Genomic DNA, 17,578 nt, shown 5'->3' on the forward strand with positions numbered 1-17,578 from the left:
CTGTAGTCCGTGGAGTGTCCGTCTGGATCGGTCCTACGCGTAACGTCGCCCTGATCATTGCGCTCGTATTTCCAAACCGCCAGACCCCGCCTTACAACCCGTACGAAGCCATTGTCATGCTCGTAGGAAGTCGGCTCATCATCCCCTGGAAACACTGCCACCAAGCGCCCAGCGTCGTCGTATTGGTAGGCTGTTATCGCGCCGAGAGGATCCTGCTCAACCGTCAGCCGGCCTTTGTCATCGTAGGACTTGAAGTGCTCGGCACCATCCGGGTCCACGCGCTGTACCAGCCGCGCCCGCTGGTCATGCACGTAGACTTCCTGGCTGCCATCGGCGTTATGAACCGTGACCTGGCCGTTGTCATCCCACACATACCGCGTGTCTATCTGCGAAAAGCTCGCCCAATGCCGGACACACCGCGCCGCCTTACCAGACCGTTCCCATTCCCAAAAGAAGCTCGCCCCACCGGCCAGTCCGCGCTCAAGAATGACGTGCTGATCGTCGTACCGATAAACCTCACTTTCGCCTACAGCATTGGTCGCTGAAACCAACCGACCGGCATCGTCATAGGCATAGGAAACAACCTTCTGCTCCGTCACCCAGACAAACGGACCGTCATCCACAGCCCGCTCAACCTGGTAATCCACCGCGACAATGCGGCCCGATGCATAGCGCAAAAACAACGAGCGCCCGACGCCGTTGTCCAGCCGCTCGATCTGCCCCAGATAATTGCGAAAAATGCGCAACCGGTTGTCATACGCATCGCTGATCGCAGTCAGCACACCGTCGCGAAAATGGTAGAAACGCGATGCCTGAGCCAGCACCAACTCATCAGGCAAAGACCCCAAGTAGATCGCCGCTTCGGCAAGACTGTTGGTGATCGCGGGCCGAGAAACTGTCGGCAAGGGCAGGGTAGTCGAGCGATTCTCATGATCCGTCCACACCACCGAGTCACCGGAAACAGCAAGCCGATGCGCCAGCGAATGACTCCAGCCAAACCCCAGCCCGCAATCCACTTCCACCGCACTGGTGCGGTACAACCGAGTCCACTCGAACGGCAAAATCCCGTCCAGTGCGCCATCGGTCAGTGTCAGCAGTTCCTCGCCAGTGACCATCGACACCGGGCAGCCATTGGTTGCGGTCTTATCCGAAGAAGCCGTCGCATCGCCAGCTGGGTTTTTCGCAACCGCAGGGGCATCGTCGACAGGTTCCTTTCGCACCAACACCGTCCGCTGTTCCACCTTGTCCCTAACCATCGGCACCGGATTGGAAACCACCTGATCCCCAACCTTCAGCGGCACATCCGGAATCACCCTGATCGGCGTCGCCGGCCCCCCCAGCAGAATCGGTTTGGCCAGCTCTGCATGGTCTTCCACGCGTGCCTTCCCGAACTGCCCAGCCATATGTTCCAACCACCTGCCCGCTCGCTGAGACTTGATGCCCCCCAGCACCTTCGCACTCATGCGCACCGCCATGCCCATCCCGGCAGTAGCAAGACTCAGCAACAAATTGATCAATACCTCGGCGCTGATTTCCCCCAGCAACTCGTTCATGTACGCCGGCGGCAACAGGCGCATCCAGCTGACCATCGCCGACAGATAGATAAACAGCAGCGGCTCATCGCTCAGCACTAACAAGCCCTTAGCGATGCTTTCGGTGCCGAGTTTCAGCAGCTGTTCAAATTGGTCCTGAGACAGGTAATGCAGAAGTTTTTCGGCATGCCCCAGCGGGTCTGAGAGCCACTGAAACAGCTGCTTGATGGTGTCCCACAGCGAATGCAACGCCTCACCAAACCCGCGGGCATAGCCTTGATGCAGTGAGAGGTAGCGCTTGAGGAAGTTGGCTTCGGAATAACCCTTCCACAGCGGCTCGAAGGTGCTGCTCCATTCCGCGCGCAGCCAACCTTCCAGCGGTGCGATAACCGACTGATAAGAGGCGTACAACGCCTTGAAATGCGCTTTGGAAACAGTGGGGTAGAAGCTGACCCGGTACTGCTGGTTGCGATCACATTCTGTGATTTCGAGAATGCCGCTGGGGCCAATCGTCTTATGGATCGGCTCACCCAGCGGGCCACCGTTGGGGTCGATGCGTTGCACCATCACGGGCGTACTGCCAATGGGCACGAACCGTGAACTCTGGAACATATGCACCAGGGTCAGCGTGCCGTTGGCCTGGCAGGTTGCGGTGGTGGTGCTGGGAAAAAGCGAAGGGCTGATCGGCGCGACCAGCGTCACTTCATCCCCGACCTTGAATACCTGTTCGATATCCAATGCCGAAAAGCTGAAAAAATTCTCGGCCCAGGCGTCGTAGTGATTAAGGCAGCGCTTGAAGTCGCTGATAACGGCTTCGACGTCTCGCGCCTTCGAATCCATGGTGGCCAGCACCAAATAGCCAATAGCTTGGCTGGTTAGGCCTATCATGAAGCAGCCCCATCAGCTGGGGCCCACACAAAAAACGCCATCTGCAATCCCTCGCACTGTGTATTCAGGCGAAGGACTTTGCGGACCTTTTCAGGGGAGGGGAGTAGAGGTAATCCGACCATCACGTGGGACGTTTCGACAACGCTCGTCCTTCCTCCACGCGACTGGCGGCTATTGTCAGAAATTTCCCAAAAGAGTACAAATGTACTCCATGACGACTCTGACCCCACGCCGTACCGCCATCCTGACCTTTATCCGTGACCGCATCGCGCAGCAAGGCCAGCCACCCAGCCTCGCCGAGATTGCCGAGGCGTTCGGCTTTGCCTCGCGCAGCGTGGCGCGCAAGCATGTGCTGGCGCTGACCGAAGCCGGGTTTATCGAGGTCAACCCTAACCAGGCCAGGGGCATTCGCCTGCTCAATCAACCGGTGCGTCCGGAATGGCTGGATGTGCCGGTGCTCGGTCGAGTCGCTGCCGGTTTGCCCATCGGCGCCGATGCCGAAGTGCACAGCCGCCTGCAACTCGACCCGTCTACCTTCGCAAAAACTCCGGACTATCTGTTGCGGGTGCAGGGTGACTCAATGATTGAGGACGGCATCCTCGATGGTGACCTCGTGGGCGTACGACGCAGTGCCGAGGCGTTGAATGGGCAGATTGTGGTGGCGCGCCTGGACGGTGAAGTGACCATCAAACGGTTCGAACGCAATGGCGACAGCGTGCGCCTGCTGCCGCGCAACCCCGCGTATCAGCCTATCGTGGTGGAGCCCGACCAGGACCTGGCCATCGAAGGCGTGTTCTGCGGTTTGGTGAGGCAAGGCTGATGAGCGCCGTGATTGCACTGGACACGCTGTTCAATGGCGGGCGTGTCTGGAAAGGCCGACCCGCCGCGCCGCCGGCGAGTGTGCATCCCACGGGGTTGGCGGCGCTGGATGCGGTGTTGCCCACGGGCGGCTGGCCGGAGGCGGCCTTGAGTGAAATCCTCATGGCCAAGGACGGTGTGGGTGAGCTGCAACTGGTGCTGCCGACCCTGGCGCGCTTATCAAAGGCGGGGGAGCGAATTGTGTTGGTGGCGCCGCCTCATACGCCCTACCCGCATGCGTGGCAGAACGCCGGGATCGATCTGCGCCTGCTCTCGGTGATCCAGGCCGAGGAGCGCGACGCCTTATGGGCAGTGGAGCAATGCCTGCGTTCCGGCAGTTGCGGCGCGGTGTTGTGCTGGCCGCGCAAGGCTGATGACCGGGCGCTGCGTCGCCTGCAAGTCGCGGCGGAAACCGGGCAGACCCTGGCATTTGCCTGGCGCGCCTTGGGCGAGGCGATCAACTCATCGCCCGCCGCCTTGCGCCTGGCGGTCGAGGCCAAGCCCGCGCAGGTGCGAGTGCTCAAGTGCCGGGGCGGCCTGGCCCATCCGGCGCCGATTGCGCTGGCGGGGCACTGAGGTTGCCATGCGCTGGGTGTGTATTGTTTTCCCGCAATTGGCGCTGGACGGGGTGCTGCGTGTGCACCCCGAACCGGACCAACCCCTGGCCCTGCTGGCCGGCACGCCGCAGCAACGCGTGCTGCAAACCGTCAATGACGCCGCCCGCGCCTTGGGCCTGCGCCCCGGTCAATCCCTGACGGCTGCGAATGCCCTGGCCAAGACCTTTGCCAGCGCCGAATACGACCCTGCCGAGATCGAGCGCTACCAACAGTTCCTCGCCGCCTGGGCCTACCAGTTCAGCTCCCAAGTCAGCCTGTATTACCCGCGGGCCTTGCTGTTCGAGATCGAATCGAGCCTGGGGCTGTTCGGGCCGTGGCCGCGGTTTGAAGCGCGCTTGCGCAAGGAATTGACCGAACTGGGCTTTCGTCACCGTATCGTCGCGGCGCCCAACCCGGCCGCCGCGCGGGTGCTGGCCAATATCGATGATGGCCTGGCGGTTACCGATGACGTCCTGATGCAGGCCCTGGCGCCGCTGCCCATCGACCGCGCCGGGCTCGAACCACAGGCCGCCACGGCCCTTTCGCGCATGGGCCTGCGCCGCCTGGCCCAGGTGCAGGCGTTGCCCCGGCATACCTTGGCGCGACGTTTTGATGCCAGTTTGCTCAAGCACCTGGATGCACTGACCGGGCAGCGGCCGCTGGCCTTGGCGTTCTACCAGCCGCCGGACCAGTTTGATGTGCGTATCGAGCTGAATTTCGATGTGCAATCCCACCAGGCGCTGCTGTTTCCTTTAAGACGGTTGACCGGCGATCTGTCCGCGTTTCTGTGCGGCCGCGACAGTGGCGTGCAGCGTTTCGACCTGCACCTGGAACACGCCCAGGCGCCGGACAGTGTGATCAAGGTCGGCCTGCTCAGCGCCGAGCGTGAACCGGCGATGCTGTTTGAATTGGCCCGTGGCCGCCTGGAGCACGTTCAAGTGACCTCACCGGTACGCGGCTTTCGCCTGGTGGCCCAGGACCTGCCAGTGTTCGTGCCGCAACGCCATGACCTGTTCGACGACCGCCCGCAACAGACCCTGCCGTGGGAACAATTGCGCGAGCGCCTGCGCGCGCGCTTGGGGGATGAGGCAGTGCAGGGCCTGCGCTTTCACGCCGACCATCGTCCAGAATGCGCCTGGCAAGCGGCGGCGGATAAAAATCCGTGCCAGGCCTTGAACAAAGTACAACGGCCCGGCTGGCTGCTGCACGAACCCACGCTGCTGGCCGATCACGGTGTGCACATCCTCATGGGCCCGGAACGCATCGAATCCGGCTGGTGGGACGGCGCCGATATCCGCCGTGATTACTACCTCGTCCAGACCCGCGCCGGCCAGCAAGGCTGGGCCTATCGCACCGTGGGGCAAAGCGATGGCCTGTGGCTGCAAGGCTGGTTTGCATGAGCTATGCCGAGCTGCACTGCCTGTCCAACTTCAGCTTCCAGCGCGGTGCATCCAGTGCGCTGGAGTTGTTCGAACGGGCCAAGCGCCAGGGCTACAGCGCTTTGGCGATCACCGACGAATGCACGTTGTCGGGCATCGTGCGCGCTTGGCAGGCGGCGAAGGCGGTGGCGCTGCCGCTGATTATCGGCAGCGAGATGCGCATCGAGAACGGCCCGAAACTGGTGCTGCTGGTGCAAGACCTCAGCGGCTACCAGCACCTGTGCCGCTTGATCACCCTGGCCAGGCGGCGTGCCGAAAAAGGCAGCTATCGCCTGCTGCTGGAAGACTTCGAGCAACCGTTGCCCGGCCTGCTGGCGCTGTGGGTCGCCGAAGACAGCAACACTCAAACCGAGATCCAATGGCTGCGCCGCACCTTTGCCGGGCGCTTGTGGCTGGCGGTGCATTTGCATTGCGGCCAGGACGATGCGCGCCACCTAGAGCAGCGCCTGGCACTGGCGGCCAGCCTGAAAATCCCGGCGGTGGCCTGTGGCGATGTGCATATGCATGCGCGCGGTCGCCGCGCCCTGCAAGACACCATGACTGCCATCCGTCATCACGTGCCAGTGGCCGAGGCCGGCACGCGGCTGCACCCTAATGGCGAGCGGCACCTGCGTTGCCTGGAGGCGTTAAGCACGCTGTACCCCGCGTCGCTGCTCGATGAAACCCAGGCCATCGCCCGCCGTTGCACCTTCGACCTCAGCCAATTGCGCTATCACTACCCACGCGAATTGGTCCCCACCGGCCACAACGCCCAATCCTGGCTGCGCGCCGTGACTGAAGCAGGCATCGCCCAGCGTTGGCCGCAGGGTGTCGACGCCAAGACCTTGCAGCAGATCAACAACGAACTGGAGCTGATCAGCGAGCTGGGCTATGAAAGCTACTTCCTTACGGTGCATGACATTGTGCAGTTCGCCCGCAGCCGTTCGATCCTGTGCCAGGGCCGGGGCTCGGCGGCCAACTCGGCGGTGTGTTTTGCCTTGGGCATCACCGAGATCGACCCAAGCCTGACGAGCATGTTGTTCGAGCGCTTTCTCTCCAGGGAGCGAAATGAACCGCCGGACATCGACGTGGACTTCGAACACGAACGCCGTGAAGAAGTGCTGCAGTACGTGTTTCAGCGCTACGGCCGCACACGTGCAGCGCTGACGGCGGTGGTCAGCAGTTACCACGCGACCGGCGCGGTACGCGATGTGGCCAAGGCCTTGGGCTTGCCGCCGGACCAGATCAATGCGCTGGCCGAGTGTTGCGGGCGTTGGAGCGACGACACGCCGCCCCTGGCGCGCCTGCGTGAAGCCGGCTTTGACCCCGAAAGCCCAATCTTGCGTCGTGTGCTCACGCTCACTCAGCAACTGATCGGCTTCCCCCGGCACCTGTCCCAGCACCCCGGCGGCTTTGTGATTTCCGAATACCCGCTGGACACCCTGGTGCCGGTGGAAAATGCGGCCATGGCCGAGCGCACGATCATCCAGTGGGACAAGGACGACCTCGACGCCGTCGGCCTGCTCAAGGTGGATATTCTCGCTCTGGGGATGCTGAGCGCGATCCGCCGCTGTTTCGACCTGCTGCGCCGCCATCGCAACCGGGATTTGAGCCTGGCGTCGGTGCCCAAGGAGGACCCGGCTACTTACGCGATGATCAGCAAGGCCGATACCATCGGCGTGTTCCAGATCGAGTCGCGGGCGCAAATGTCGATGTTGCCCAGGCTCAAGCCTCAGACGTTTTATGACTTGGTGATCGAGGTCGCCATCGTGCGGCCGGGGCCGATCCAGGGCGGCATGGTGCATCCCTATTTGCGTCGGCGTAACAAGGAGGAGGAGACGACCTATCCCTCGCCGGAACTGAAAGCCGTGCTCGAGCGCACCCTGGGCATTCCGCTGTTCCAGGAACAAGTCATGCAAATCGCCATGGTCGCCGCCGACTATGGCCCCGGCGAGGCCGACCAATTGCGCCGCTCCATGGCTGCCTGGAAACGCCATGGAGGCCTGGAACCGCACCAGCAACGCCTGCGCACTGGCATGTTGAAAAACGGCTACAGCGAAGAGTTTGCCGCGCAGCTCTTCGAGCAGATCAAGGGCTTTGGCAGCTATGGCTTCCCTGAATCCCACGCCGCCAGTTTCGCCTTGCTGACCTACGCCAGTTGCTGGCTCAAATGCCATGAACCCGCGGCGTTTGCTTGTGCGCTGATCAACAGCTGGCCCATGGGCTTCTACAGTCCCGACCAGATCCTGCAGGATGCGCGGCGCCATCGTCTGCAGATTCGCCCGGTGGATGTGCAGGCCAGCGACTGGGATTGCAGCCTGGAACCCATCGACGGTGCGCAGCCGGCGATCCGCATGGGGTTGCGCATGATCTCGGGGTTTCGCGAAGAAGATGGGCGGCGCATCGAAGCGGCGCGCCAACGTCGGGCGTTCAGCGACATCGCTGACTTGGACGAACGCGCCGGACTGGATGCGCGTGCGCAGGCGTTGCTGGCGGATTCCGGTGCCTTACGCGCCCTGGCCGGTAACCGGCACAAGGCGCGTTGGGAAGTGGCGGGGGTGCACAAGCAACTCGGGCTGTTTGCCGGCCTGCCCAGCCCCGACGAAGCCGTGGTCGAGTTGCCGGCACCGACAGTGGGCGAGGACCTGTACGCTGACTACGCGACGGTCGGCACCACCCTTGGCCCGCATCCGTTGGCGTTGTTGCGCGCGCAATTGCGTAAGCGGCGTTGCCGCAGTTCCCAAGAGCTGATGCTGGTCGAGCATGGGCGCAACGTCAGCGTCGCCGGGTTGGTGACCGGTCGGCAGCGCCCAGGCACCGCCAGCGGTGTGACCTTTGTCACCCTGGAAGATGAATTCGGTAACCTCAATGTGGTGGTCTGGCGCGACCTGGCTGAGCGTCAGCGCCAGGCGCTGGTGGGCTCGCGCCTGCTGAAAGTGGACGGGCGCTGGGAAGCAGTGGGTGAAGTGCGGCACCTGATCGCCGGCCGGCTTACCGACCTGACACCACTGTTGGAAGGGATAAATGTGCTCAGCCGGGACTTTCACTGAGGCGGGGGCTTGTGGAGGCGTAACCCCCTAAATTATAAGAGATGAACCATCCGCGTCCGACGCGCTCCAAATTTTTGCGACCGTCTTCTCTTAGCGCAGAGCCAACCGATGCAATTTTTATCCAACTCTCACGGCTGTGAAGGCTGGGCCGGTGAAATGGCCCGGCGGATCCGTGCATTCGATTGGTCGGACACCGAGCTGGGGGCCATTGAACAGTGGTCCACCAGCCTGGTCTGCAACGTGCAGATGATGCTTGCATCACCCGTGCCGATGGTGATGTTGTGGGGCCGCGCGGGGTACATGATCTACAACGACAGTTATTCGGTGTTTGCGGGTGGCCGCCACCCGTACCTGCTGGGCACGCCGGTAGAACTGGGCTGGCCGGAAGTGGCCGACTTCAACCGTCATGTGCTGGACACCTGCCTGGCGGGCGGGACCTTGTCGTTCAATAACAAAGACCTGGTGTTGTTGCGTAACGGCAAACCGGAAACCGTGTGGCTGGATCTCTATTACAGCCCTGTCGCCGGCGACAGTCAGCAACCCGCAGGAGTGTTGGCGATTGTGGTGGAGACCACCGAGCTGGTGAAATCCGAGCAGGTGCGCCAGGAGCTCACCCATAACCTTGAGCAGCGTGTGGCCGCCGAAGTGCAGGCGCGCTCTGCCGCCGAGGATAAGTTGCGCCAGTCGCAGAAACTCGAAGCCATCGGCGGCCTGACCGGCGGCGTGGCGCACGACTTCAACAACTTGCTGCAAGTGATCGCCGGCAACCTGCACCTGCTCGCCCGCTACGAGCCGGACAACGTGCAGGTGCAGCGACGTGTCGCGGCGGCCATTGCGGCGGTGGATCGTGGTGCCAAGCTGTCATCGCAATTGCTGGCATTCGCCCGACGCCAACCGTTGTCACCGGCGGTGTATAACCCGCAACGCATCTACGCGGGCCTGGGCGAGCTGCTGCAACGGGCGCTTGGGGAAACCATCCACATCGATGTGCAGTTGCCCAAGGATTCGTGGTGCATCAACGTCGACCGCAACCAGTTGGAAAACGCACTGCTCAACCTCGCGATCAATGCCCGCGACGCCATGCAAGGTGAGGGTGTGATCCATATCACCGGCGCGAACATCATCCTCAACCCCGGCGATTGCGCGGGTAAAAGCATCAAGCCCGGTGAGTACGTGCGCCTGGCTGTTACCGATATCGGCGTGGGCATGCCGCCGGCGATCCTGGCGCGGGTGTTTGAGCCGTTCTTTACCACCAAGCGTAACGGGCATGGGACCGGCCTTGGCCTCAGCATGGTGTTTGGCTTTGTGCGCCAGAGCGGCGGGCATGTCGACGTGTGGAGTGAGGAAGGGCGCGGAACCGTGGTGCAGATGTATTTCCCGCGCAGCCTCGGCGAGGAGTGCGAGGACGCCTGTGACGAGCCTCTGCCGCATGCCCATGGCCATGAAACAATCCTGGTGGTCGAGGACAACGAAGACGTGCGCGAGACGGTCGTGGAACTGCTGGAGCAGGCGGGTTATACCGTGCTCTCGGCCGAAGACGGTGACCGCGCGATGAAGATGCTACAGGCCGGTGTACCGCCGGAGCTGATTTTCACCGACGTGGTGATGCCCGGTCGCGTCAAGAGTACCGACCTGGCCGACTGGGCTCGCGCGCAAACACCTCCCGTGGCGGTGCTGTTCACTTCCGGCCACACCCGCGACATTCTCTCCAGCAATCATTTGCTGAGTCCCGAGATTCATCTGCTGAGCAAACCCTACAGCCCCGAGGCCCTGACGCAACGGGTCCGCAGCGTGCTTGCCGCCCAACAAGGTTGTCCATGACTTCACAGCGCAACATCCCCTCGATCACCGCCCAACATACTGGTTTCGTCCGCGTACGCGGCGCCCGCGAACACAACCTGCGAAACGTTGATGTGGATATTCCACGGGATGCCTTGGTGGTGTTTACCGGCGTCTCGGGTTCGGGCAAATCGTCCCTGGCGTTTTCCACGGTGTATGCCGAGGCGCAGCGGCGTTATTTTGAGTCGGTGGCGCCGTATGCGCGGCGGCTGATCGACCAGGTCGGCGTGCCGGATGTGGACAGCATCGAAGGCCTGCCGCCCGCCGTGGCCCTGCAACAGCAGCGTGGTACGCCGAGTGCGCGCTCGTCAGTGGGCAGCGTCACCACGTTGTCGAGCCTGATCCGCATGCTGTACTCCCGCGCCGGCAGTTACCCGCCGGGCCAGGCGATGCTGTACGCCGAGGACTTCTCGCCGAACCTGCCGCAAGGTGCGTGCCCGCAATGTCATGGCCTTGGCCGCGCGTACGAAGTGACCGAGGCATTGATGGTGCCCGATCCCTCTTTGACTATTCGCCAGCGCGCAGTGGCGTCCTGGCCGTTAGCGTGGCAAGGGCAGAACCTGCGCGACATTCTGGTGACCCTGGGCTATGACGTGGATATCCCGTGGCGCGACCTGCCGAAAAAGCAACGCGACTGGATCCTGTTCACCGAAGAAACCCCCACTGTCCCGGTATACGCTGGCTTCACCCCCGAACAGGCCCGCGATGCGCTCAAACGCAAGCTTGAGCCCAGCTACCAAGGCACCTTCAGCGGTGCGCGGCGCTACATCCTGCACACCTTCACCCACACCCAAAGCGCGTTGATGAAAAAGCGCGTCTCGCAGTTCATGCAGGGCAGCGCTTGCCCGTTATGCGAGGGCAAACGCCTGACCAGGGCCGCGCTGTCGGTGAAGTTCGCCGGGGTGGATATCGGTGAGTTGTCGCAGTTGTCATTGGCGCAACTGGCCGAGTTGCTGCGGCCGGTGGCGGCGGGGCAGGACAAGATGAAGCTGTCGGTGGAAAAACGCCTGGCCGCACAACGTATCGCCCAGGACTTGCTCGAGCGGGTCAGTACCTTGACCGAATTGGGCTTGGGCTATTTGTCCCTGGAGCGTAGCACACCGACCTTATCGTCCGGAGAGTTGCAGCGATTGCGCCTGGCTACACAGTTGGGCTCGCAATTATTCGGCGTGATCTATGTGCTGGACGAACCGTCGGCGGGGCTGCACCCGGCAGATGGCGAGGCGCTGTTCACCGCGCTGGATCGTTTGAAAGCGGCGGGCAACTCGTTGTTTGTGGTGGAGCACGACCTGGAAACCATGCGCCGCGCCGACTGGCTGATCGACGTGGGCCCGGCGGCCGGTGAGCATGGCGGGCAAGTGTTGTACAGCGGGCCGCCGGCGGGGCTGGCGCAGGTGGAGGCGTCGCAGACGCGTGAATACCTGTTCGCCGAAAAACGCGTGTCGAATCAGGAACGCCGCGAGCCCTCCGGCTGGCTGAAACTGGACGGCGTGACGCGTAATAATCTCAAGGCCCTTAACGTCGACTTTCCGCTGGGCTGCTTCACCGCAGTCACCGGGATTTCCGGTTCGGGCAAGTCCAGCCTGGTCAGCCAGGCGCTGCTGGAGCTGGTAGGCTGCGGCCTCGGCCGTGTGGTGGAAAGCGACGAAGAGCCGAGCCTGGAAGACGACACGCCGCAAACCAGCGGTGGACGTATCAGCGCCGGGCTCGAGCTGATCCGCCGCCTGGTACAGGTGGACCAGAAACCCATCGGCCGTACCCCGCGCTCCAACCTGGCGACCTACACCGGGCTGTTCGACAACGTGCGCAAACTGTTCGCCGCCACGCCGGCAGCCAGGAAACGTCATTACGACGCCGGCCAATTCTCCTTCAACGTCGCCAAGGGCCGTTGCCCGAACTGCGAGGGTGAAGGGTTTGTCAGCGTCGAGCTGCTATTCATGCCCAGCGTGTACGCGCCATGCCCGACCTGCCACGGCGCGCGGTATAACCCCGAGACGTTGGCGATCAAATGGCAGGGCTTGAGCATCGCCCAGGTGCTTGGGCTGACGGTGGAGCAGGCGGTCGACGTGTTTGCCGAACAACCCAGTGTGTTGCGTTCATTGCAAGTGCTGCGGGATATCGGCCTGGGTTACCTGCGCCTGGGGCAACCGGCGACCGAGCTGTCGGGCGGCGAAGCGCAACGCATCAAACTGGCGACCGAGTTGCAACGCAATGCGCGGGGCGCCACGTTATACGTGCTGGATGAGCCCACGACGGGGCTGCATCCGCGGGATGTGGACCGCTTGCTAAGCCAGCTCAATCAGCTGGTCGATTCGGGGCATACGGTGGTTGTGGTGGAACATGAGATGCGCGTGGTGGCGCAGAGTGATTGGGTGATTGATATCGGGCCGGGGGCAGGCGATTTGGGCGGGACAGTGGTTGCCAGCGGTAGGCCGCATAAAGTCGCCCAAAGCAAAACCAGCCGCACCGCGCCGTTCCTGGCCCGGGAGCTGAGCTAACAGACACTGAAGATCAACTGTGGGAGCAGGCAGGCCAGCCCCCACAGTTTTGATTAGTGTCGGGTCAGTTGGATTTGTGCCTTGGCTTGCTTCACTACATTCTCCAGCGTAAACCCAAACTGCTCCTGCAACTTGGCCAACGGTGCCGACGCGCCAAAGCTGTTCATGACCACTTTGGCCCCGTTCTGCCCCACATACCGATCCCAGCCCAACGGCCCCGCCTGTTCGACCACCACCCGAGCGTTCACTGCCGGCGGTAATACGCTGTCGCGATAGGCTTGGTCCTGGTCTTCAAACAACTCCCAGCTGGGCATGGAGACTACCTGCGCAGCAATCCCTTCGCTTTTCAGTTGCTCATACGCCGCCACAGCCAGGCTGACTTCACTGCCCGTCGCCAACAACAGGACTTTGGGCTCATCGCCACCCGCCAACACATAAGCCCCCTTGGCCGCGCCGGACGCCGCTGCATACTTCGTACGGTCCAACGTCGGCAATGGCTGGCGCGACAACACCATGCAACTCGGTCGATGGGTTTGCGCCAGGGCCACCTTCCACAGTTCCAGGGTTTCATTCGCATCACCGGGTCGCAGGGTCAACAGCCCCGGCGTCGCGCGTAACTGCGTGAGATGCTCGATCGGTTGGTGCGTCGGCCCATCTTCACCCACGCCAATCGAGTCATGGGTAAACACAAACACCACCGGCAACTCCATGATCGCCGCCAGACGAATCGGCGGCTTCATGTAATCGCTGAACACCAGGAATGTCGAGGTGTACGGCCGCAGATAGGACAGCGCCATGCCATTGGCAATCGCGCCCATGGCGTGCTCACGAATGCCGAAGTGCAGGTTGCGTCCGCTGTAGTCGTCGGCACTGAAACGCCCGGCGCCCTCGAAGGTCAGATGGGTCTTGGTCGACGGCGACAGGTCCGCCGAGCCGCCCAGCAACCAGGGGATTTGCTCGGCAAACGCATTCAGTACTTCGCCACCGGCGGCACGGCTGGCCACGCCTTTGGGGTCGCTGTCGAAGTGAGGCACATCGTCCTGCCAGTGCTCAGGCATTTCCCCGGCGCGCATACGGCGCAGCTCGTCGGCCAGTTTCGGCTCGTATTGCTCAAGCTGCGACAGGTGCTGGTTCCAGGCTTCATACAACGGCTGGTTGCGCTCCACCAGCGCATCACGCATCACCGTGCGGGCTGCGTCGGGCACCAGGAAACTCGAATCCTGCGGCCAGCCGTAAGCCGCTTTGGTCAGCCGTATTTCTTCATCGCCCAAGGGCTCGCCATGGGCAGCGGCGGTGTTGTGTTTATGCGGCGAGCCATAGCCGATCACGCTGTCGACTACGATCAGGGTGGGCGCACCGGTGTTGCTCTTGAAGGTCTCCAGCGCCGCGCTCAACGCCTGCAAGTCGTTGGCGTCGGTCACGTGCAAGGTGTGCCAGCCATACGCCTGGAAGCGCTTGATCACGTCCTCGCTGAAGGCCAGCTCGGTATGACCCTCGATGCTGATGGTGTTGTTGTCGTAGATCCAGCACAGGTTCTCCAGCTTCAAGTGCCCGGCCATCGACGCGGCTTCGCTGCTGATGCCTTCCATCATGTCGCCGTCACCGCACAGGGTGTAGACGTTGTAGTCGAACAACACCTTAGCGTCGCGATTGAAGCGTTTTCCCAGCCAGCGCTCGGCCATGGCCATGCCGACACTGTTGGCGCAACCCTGACCAAGTGGGCCGGTGGTGGTCTCGACCCCGGTGGTCATACGGTACTCAGGGTGGCCTGGGGTTTTCGAACCGGCCTGTCGGAACTGCTTGATATCGTCCAGGCTGATCGCCGGCTGGCCGGAACGTTTGCCATGTTCATCAATCTCGACCACGCCGGCCAAGTGCAGCAGCGAATACAGCAGCATTGACGCATGCCCCACTGACAGCACAAAGCGGTCACGGTTGGGCCAGTCGGGATGTTCCGGGTGGTAACGCAGGAAGCGGCTCCACAGCGTATAGCCTACCGGTGCCAGGCCCATGGGCGTGCCCGGATGGCCGGAGTTGGCCTTTTGCACGGCGTCCATGGCCAGGGTGCGGATCGTGTTGATGCATTGCGTGTCGACAGCGGTGGCAGCATGAGTCATGAAACCGGTCTCCCTCGAGTGACTATCTACAGTGGAGGGCGGGGCGCCAGGAAGGTTTGATCGCATCGCCGGTGCCGCGACGAACGGGGGTGTGTTGACCCCGAACATGACAAGACCCCTCGCAATGGTCTAGCTTCTAGGGCGTAAGCCATTGATCAACTTGCGGAGGTACGCCATGCCAGTGAAACACGACCTGTATCAGGACTTGGGGTTGAGCAAGGAAGTCGTTCACGAACGCAGGGCGAGCGACAAACGCCTGGATTCGCTGCTCACTCAATACGACGACGCCGACAAGGAGGTATTGAAGGCGGAATCGGCAAGCGCCAGCGATGAGGATGTGGAGAAACTGAAGAAGAAGCGGTTGTTGATCAAAGACGAGATTGCGGCAAAGTTGGCTTAAGCGACAGTCCGCGTTCCCACAGGGCGCGGACATATTTATTCAGGATTCTCTGAGGGACTGGGTTCCCTTCACCGCCTATGATGCCCACCGCCTACCCGGCTCTGGGGACTGTGGCGGCGTAAGGATTGCGCCGGTGAGCCGGGTGGGTACTTCATTCAGGCCAGCAGCGCCAGGGTGCATTCGTCTATAGAGCGCTGCTGAGTCTCGGCGTATAGCTTCAATTCATCGATCGTCCGGCGCCCCAGCGCCTTTTCAAACTCGGCTTGGTTCGAATTGGCCGCGTAGTGGCTTTGCGCTGCATCCCCCAGGTTCGACTGGAAAATCCCCGCCGCGCTCACCGGCAGAAAATCTTCATAGACCAACGGCTCCACATCGATGTGGCCTGCCACCATCAGTGCTTCCAGGGTGCGCGGTTGATCCGCTGTGCCGCGCGCCGCCAAGCCTTGCTCGGTGACGAAGTAGCGGAAGTACGCCAGGCCCTGTTCACGCATTTGCCCGTAGTTATCCGGGAAGGCCTGGAAGTGCTGCTCCATCAATTGCCTATACCGTGCGGCGTTGTCCTCATTCGGGAAGGCGCCCAGTGCGTCGCGCGCGGCGTTCAGCAGTCGGTCGTACAGCGCACGGCCTTTGGGTGTGAGCGCCACACCGCGCTGCTCGATTTCGCCGAAGCGTGCGCTGTGGCTGCCTTTGGCGTCGGTGAAGGCGATGGGTTCGTCGAGGGCCTTGAAGCTGGTCTGGCGCAGCAGGATCGGGCAATTACGGCGCGGTGGGCCTTCAATCACCGCCTTGGGGGTGATGCCTTTGCCGGGCATGGCGGCCTGCACCTGGTCGATGTCCAGCGTGCGCGGGGTCAGGTGGTTGATATGCGGGCCTTTGAAGGCAACCACGTCGGCGATCAGGCGATGCTGGCCGCTCAATTGCTGATACTGCGTGGCGGTGACGGTAGCGGTGTGGTGCCAGCGGAAGGTTTCCAACGCCTGGCGGATGAATTCATCCGCATCCACGGGGTTGAGGCCGCCGTCCTTTTCCGACTGTTCGATCAGCGCCAGGGCGCCAGGGCTGAAGATCGAGCGTTTGGCCAGGGCGGTTTCGGCGAAGGTGCGCAGGTCGGAATTCTCGATCAATTCCAGGCGTAGCAATGAGGTAAATACGCGAAACGGGCTGGTCTGCAGCGCCTGTTCATGCACCGCGCGAAAGGCGGTGGAGTGCACGGGCACGCCAGCCGGGGTCAGGTCGTAATAGCCCACTGGCTGCATGCCCATCACCGCAAACAAGCGGCTGATGGTCGCCAGCTCTGCAGGCGTGCCCAGGCGGATCGCTCCGTGGCGTTCCATGTCCAGTCGCTGGATTTCGCTGGTGCGTTGCAGTTGCTGCGCCAAGCTCGGTTCGGCGTCGAGCACACGGGTGTTGGTCTCGGCCACCAACTCCATCAACGCGCCATACAGAGGAACTTCATCTCGATACATGTCGGACATGGCCTTGGAAAAACCCTTGCGGATCTCGTCGGGGCTGACATGTGCGGTGGTGGGCATAGAAAAATTCCTGATGGCTATGGCGATGAGGGTGGCCGTTGCCTGGAGTTTGTTGAGCGCAAGGCTTGCCTGCAAACGAAGAATCCTCAGGACTTCATTCTGCAAATGAATGAACAACAGGCTTACGCTGATGATTTCGGGATCGGCGCTCTGGGCACAGGTAACGGTCACAGCGGTTTCCTTGAGGACAGTCATGCGGCGATTAGTTCGCGGACCATGTACTACAGCGCGGATAACCGTCCGGGGACCAACAACGACCTGCGCTACTTCGACAGCAGCAGCGACGGCAAGAACGGCTACCCGTTCAATAACAACGGTGGCTACGCCAAGCACGCAGGCGAAGTCGACAACAAAACCTACAGTGCGGCCTTCACCTACCAATTGGGCGGCAGCAGCTTGATGCTCGACGACGTTGGTGTGGGTGACGACGGCGGCTTTGTGTGGGTCAACCAGGGCAGCCTGGCCGACCCGCATGCGCAAGGCGCCGGTGGCAGCGACTTGTACCTGTTCACCGACGCTGTGGTCGGCCAGTTCTCCCGCGCGGGCGAGCAGATCAACTTTGGCCAGTATTCGTATGACTTCAAGGCTTACGTAGCTGGCCTGAAAGCGTCCGTGGCTAACCTGGACGGTACGGATATCAAGTCGAAAGCCGCCGGCGGCCCTGACCAGAAAGAAAACGAAGCCGACTTCCGCCTGGATTACGTCGTGCAGCCAGGTCCGCTGAAAGGCTTCGGTACCACTTTCCGTACCGGCATCTACCACGGTAAAAACACCGGCACTGCCGATCAGGATCAAACCCGTCTGATCTTCAACTACACGTACGCCATCTTCTAAGTCTTCATGTGCACCC

At 62.1% G+C, this 17,578-nt stretch carries 10 protein-coding genes and 1 pseudogene; 8 read left to right on the top strand and 3 right to left on the bottom strand.

Going from position 1 to position 17,578, the window contains the following annotated elements:
• The coding region (locus tag AACY52_RS19790; RefSeq protein WP_339560719.1) for a DUF6531 domain-containing protein at positions 1–2,420 on the bottom strand (2,420 nt) is incomplete at its 3' end.
• A gap of 202 nt (positions 2,421–2,622) precedes the next feature.
• Between AACY52_RS19790 and lexA the strand changes: the two genes are divergently transcribed.
• The 6 genes from lexA to uvrA all read left to right on the top strand — a co-directional run bounded on the left by lexA (position 2,623) and on the right by uvrA (position 12,679).
• A complete protein-coding gene (gene lexA, locus AACY52_RS19795; RefSeq protein ID WP_339415835.1) occupies positions 2,623–3,240 on the top strand; it encodes a transcriptional repressor LexA in 618 nt (205 codons plus the stop codon).
• Entirely contained in the window at positions 3,240–3,854 is a 615-nt protein-coding gene (gene imuA, locus AACY52_RS19800) for a translesion DNA synthesis-associated protein ImuA (protein WP_339436613.1), read from the top strand. The genes lexA and imuA overlap by 1 nt, the downstream gene beginning before the upstream one ends.
• Positions 3,855–3,861: 7 nt before the next feature.
• Positions 3,862–5,274, top strand: a complete 1,413-nt coding sequence (locus tag AACY52_RS19805; protein WP_339415838.1) for a DNA polymerase Y family protein — start codon at positions 3,862–3,864, stop codon at positions 5,272–5,274.
• Positions 5,250–8,342: an error-prone DNA polymerase gene (locus AACY52_RS19810; protein ID WP_339415839.1), complete on the top strand. Its 3,093-nt coding sequence runs from the start codon at positions 5,250–5,252 to the stop codon at positions 8,340–8,342. Before AACY52_RS19805 ends, AACY52_RS19810 begins: the two co-directional genes overlap by 25 nt.
• Before the next feature lie 108 nt (positions 8,343–8,450).
• Complete coding sequence (locus AACY52_RS19815; RefSeq protein ID WP_339415841.1) at positions 8,451–10,163, top strand: ATP-binding protein; 1,713 nt, start codon at positions 8,451–8,453, stop codon at positions 10,161–10,163.
• Entirely contained in the window at positions 10,160–12,679 is a 2,520-nt protein-coding gene (uvrA, locus tag AACY52_RS19820) for an excinuclease ABC subunit UvrA (protein WP_339415843.1), read from the top strand. The genes AACY52_RS19815 and uvrA overlap by 4 nt, the downstream gene beginning before the upstream one ends.
• Before the next feature lie 53 nt (positions 12,680–12,732).
• On the opposite strand, the gene tkt is transcribed toward uvrA, so the two are convergent.
• Positions 12,733–14,796 (bottom strand): transketolase, encoded by a 2,064-nt coding sequence (gene tkt, locus AACY52_RS19825; protein ID WP_339415844.1) that lies wholly within the window; start codon positions 14,794–14,796, stop codon positions 12,733–12,735.
• A 175-nt stretch (positions 14,797–14,971) separates the two neighbouring features.
• Here tkt and AACY52_RS19830 point away from each other — a divergent pair, with 175 nt between their 5' ends.
• Positions 14,972–15,196, top strand: coding sequence for a DUF465 domain-containing protein (locus tag AACY52_RS19830; protein ID WP_339415846.1), 225 nt, complete (start codon positions 14,972–14,974; stop codon positions 15,194–15,196).
• 155 nt (positions 15,197–15,351) lie between these two features.
• Here AACY52_RS19830 and AACY52_RS19835 read toward each other — a convergent pair whose 3' ends face one another.
• On the bottom strand, positions 15,352–16,728 hold the full coding sequence (locus tag AACY52_RS19835) for a VOC family protein (RefSeq protein WP_339439163.1): 1,377 nt from the start codon (positions 16,726–16,728) through the stop codon (positions 15,352–15,354).
• 252 nt (positions 16,729–16,980) lie between these two features.
• Here AACY52_RS19835 and AACY52_RS19840 point away from each other — a divergent pair.
• Positions 16,981–17,562, top strand: a pseudogene (locus tag AACY52_RS19840) (OprD family outer membrane porin); the annotation flags it as partial.
• Positions 17,563–17,578 lie beyond the last annotated feature (16 nt).

This window comes from Pseudomonas sp. EA_65y_Pfl1_P113 (genome assembly GCF_963970525.1).
Lineage (GTDB): Bacteria > Pseudomonadota > Gammaproteobacteria > Pseudomonadales > Pseudomonadaceae > Aquipseudomonas > Aquipseudomonas tritici.

Bases quoted from the DNA above. Each gene is read 5' to 3' on its own strand.
- lexA (WP_339415835.1), top strand. From the start codon at position 2,623: ATGTACTCCATGACGACTCTGACCCCACGCCGTACCGCCATCCTGACC.
- imuA (WP_339436613.1), top strand. From the start codon at position 3,240: ATGAGCGCCGTGATTGCACTGGACACGCTGTTCAATGGCGGGCGTGTC.
- AACY52_RS19805 (WP_339415838.1), top strand. From the start codon at position 3,862: ATGCGCTGGGTGTGTATTGTTTTCCCGCAATTGGCGCTGGACGGGGTG.
- AACY52_RS19815 (WP_339415841.1), top strand. From the start codon at position 8,451: ATGCAATTTTTATCCAACTCTCACGGCTGTGAAGGCTGGGCCGGTGAA.
- uvrA (WP_339415843.1), top strand. From the start codon at position 10,160: ATGACTTCACAGCGCAACATCCCCTCGATCACCGCCCAACATACTGGT.
- tkt (WP_339415844.1), bottom strand. From the start codon at position 14,796: ATGACTCATGCTGCCACCGCTGTCGACACGCAATGCATCAACACGATC.
- AACY52_RS19830 (WP_339415846.1), top strand. From the start codon at position 14,972: ATGCCAGTGAAACACGACCTGTATCAGGACTTGGGGTTGAGCAAGGAA.
- AACY52_RS19835 (WP_339439163.1), bottom strand. From the start codon at position 16,728: ATGCCCACCACCGCACATGTCAGCCCCGACGAGATCCGCAAGGGTTTT.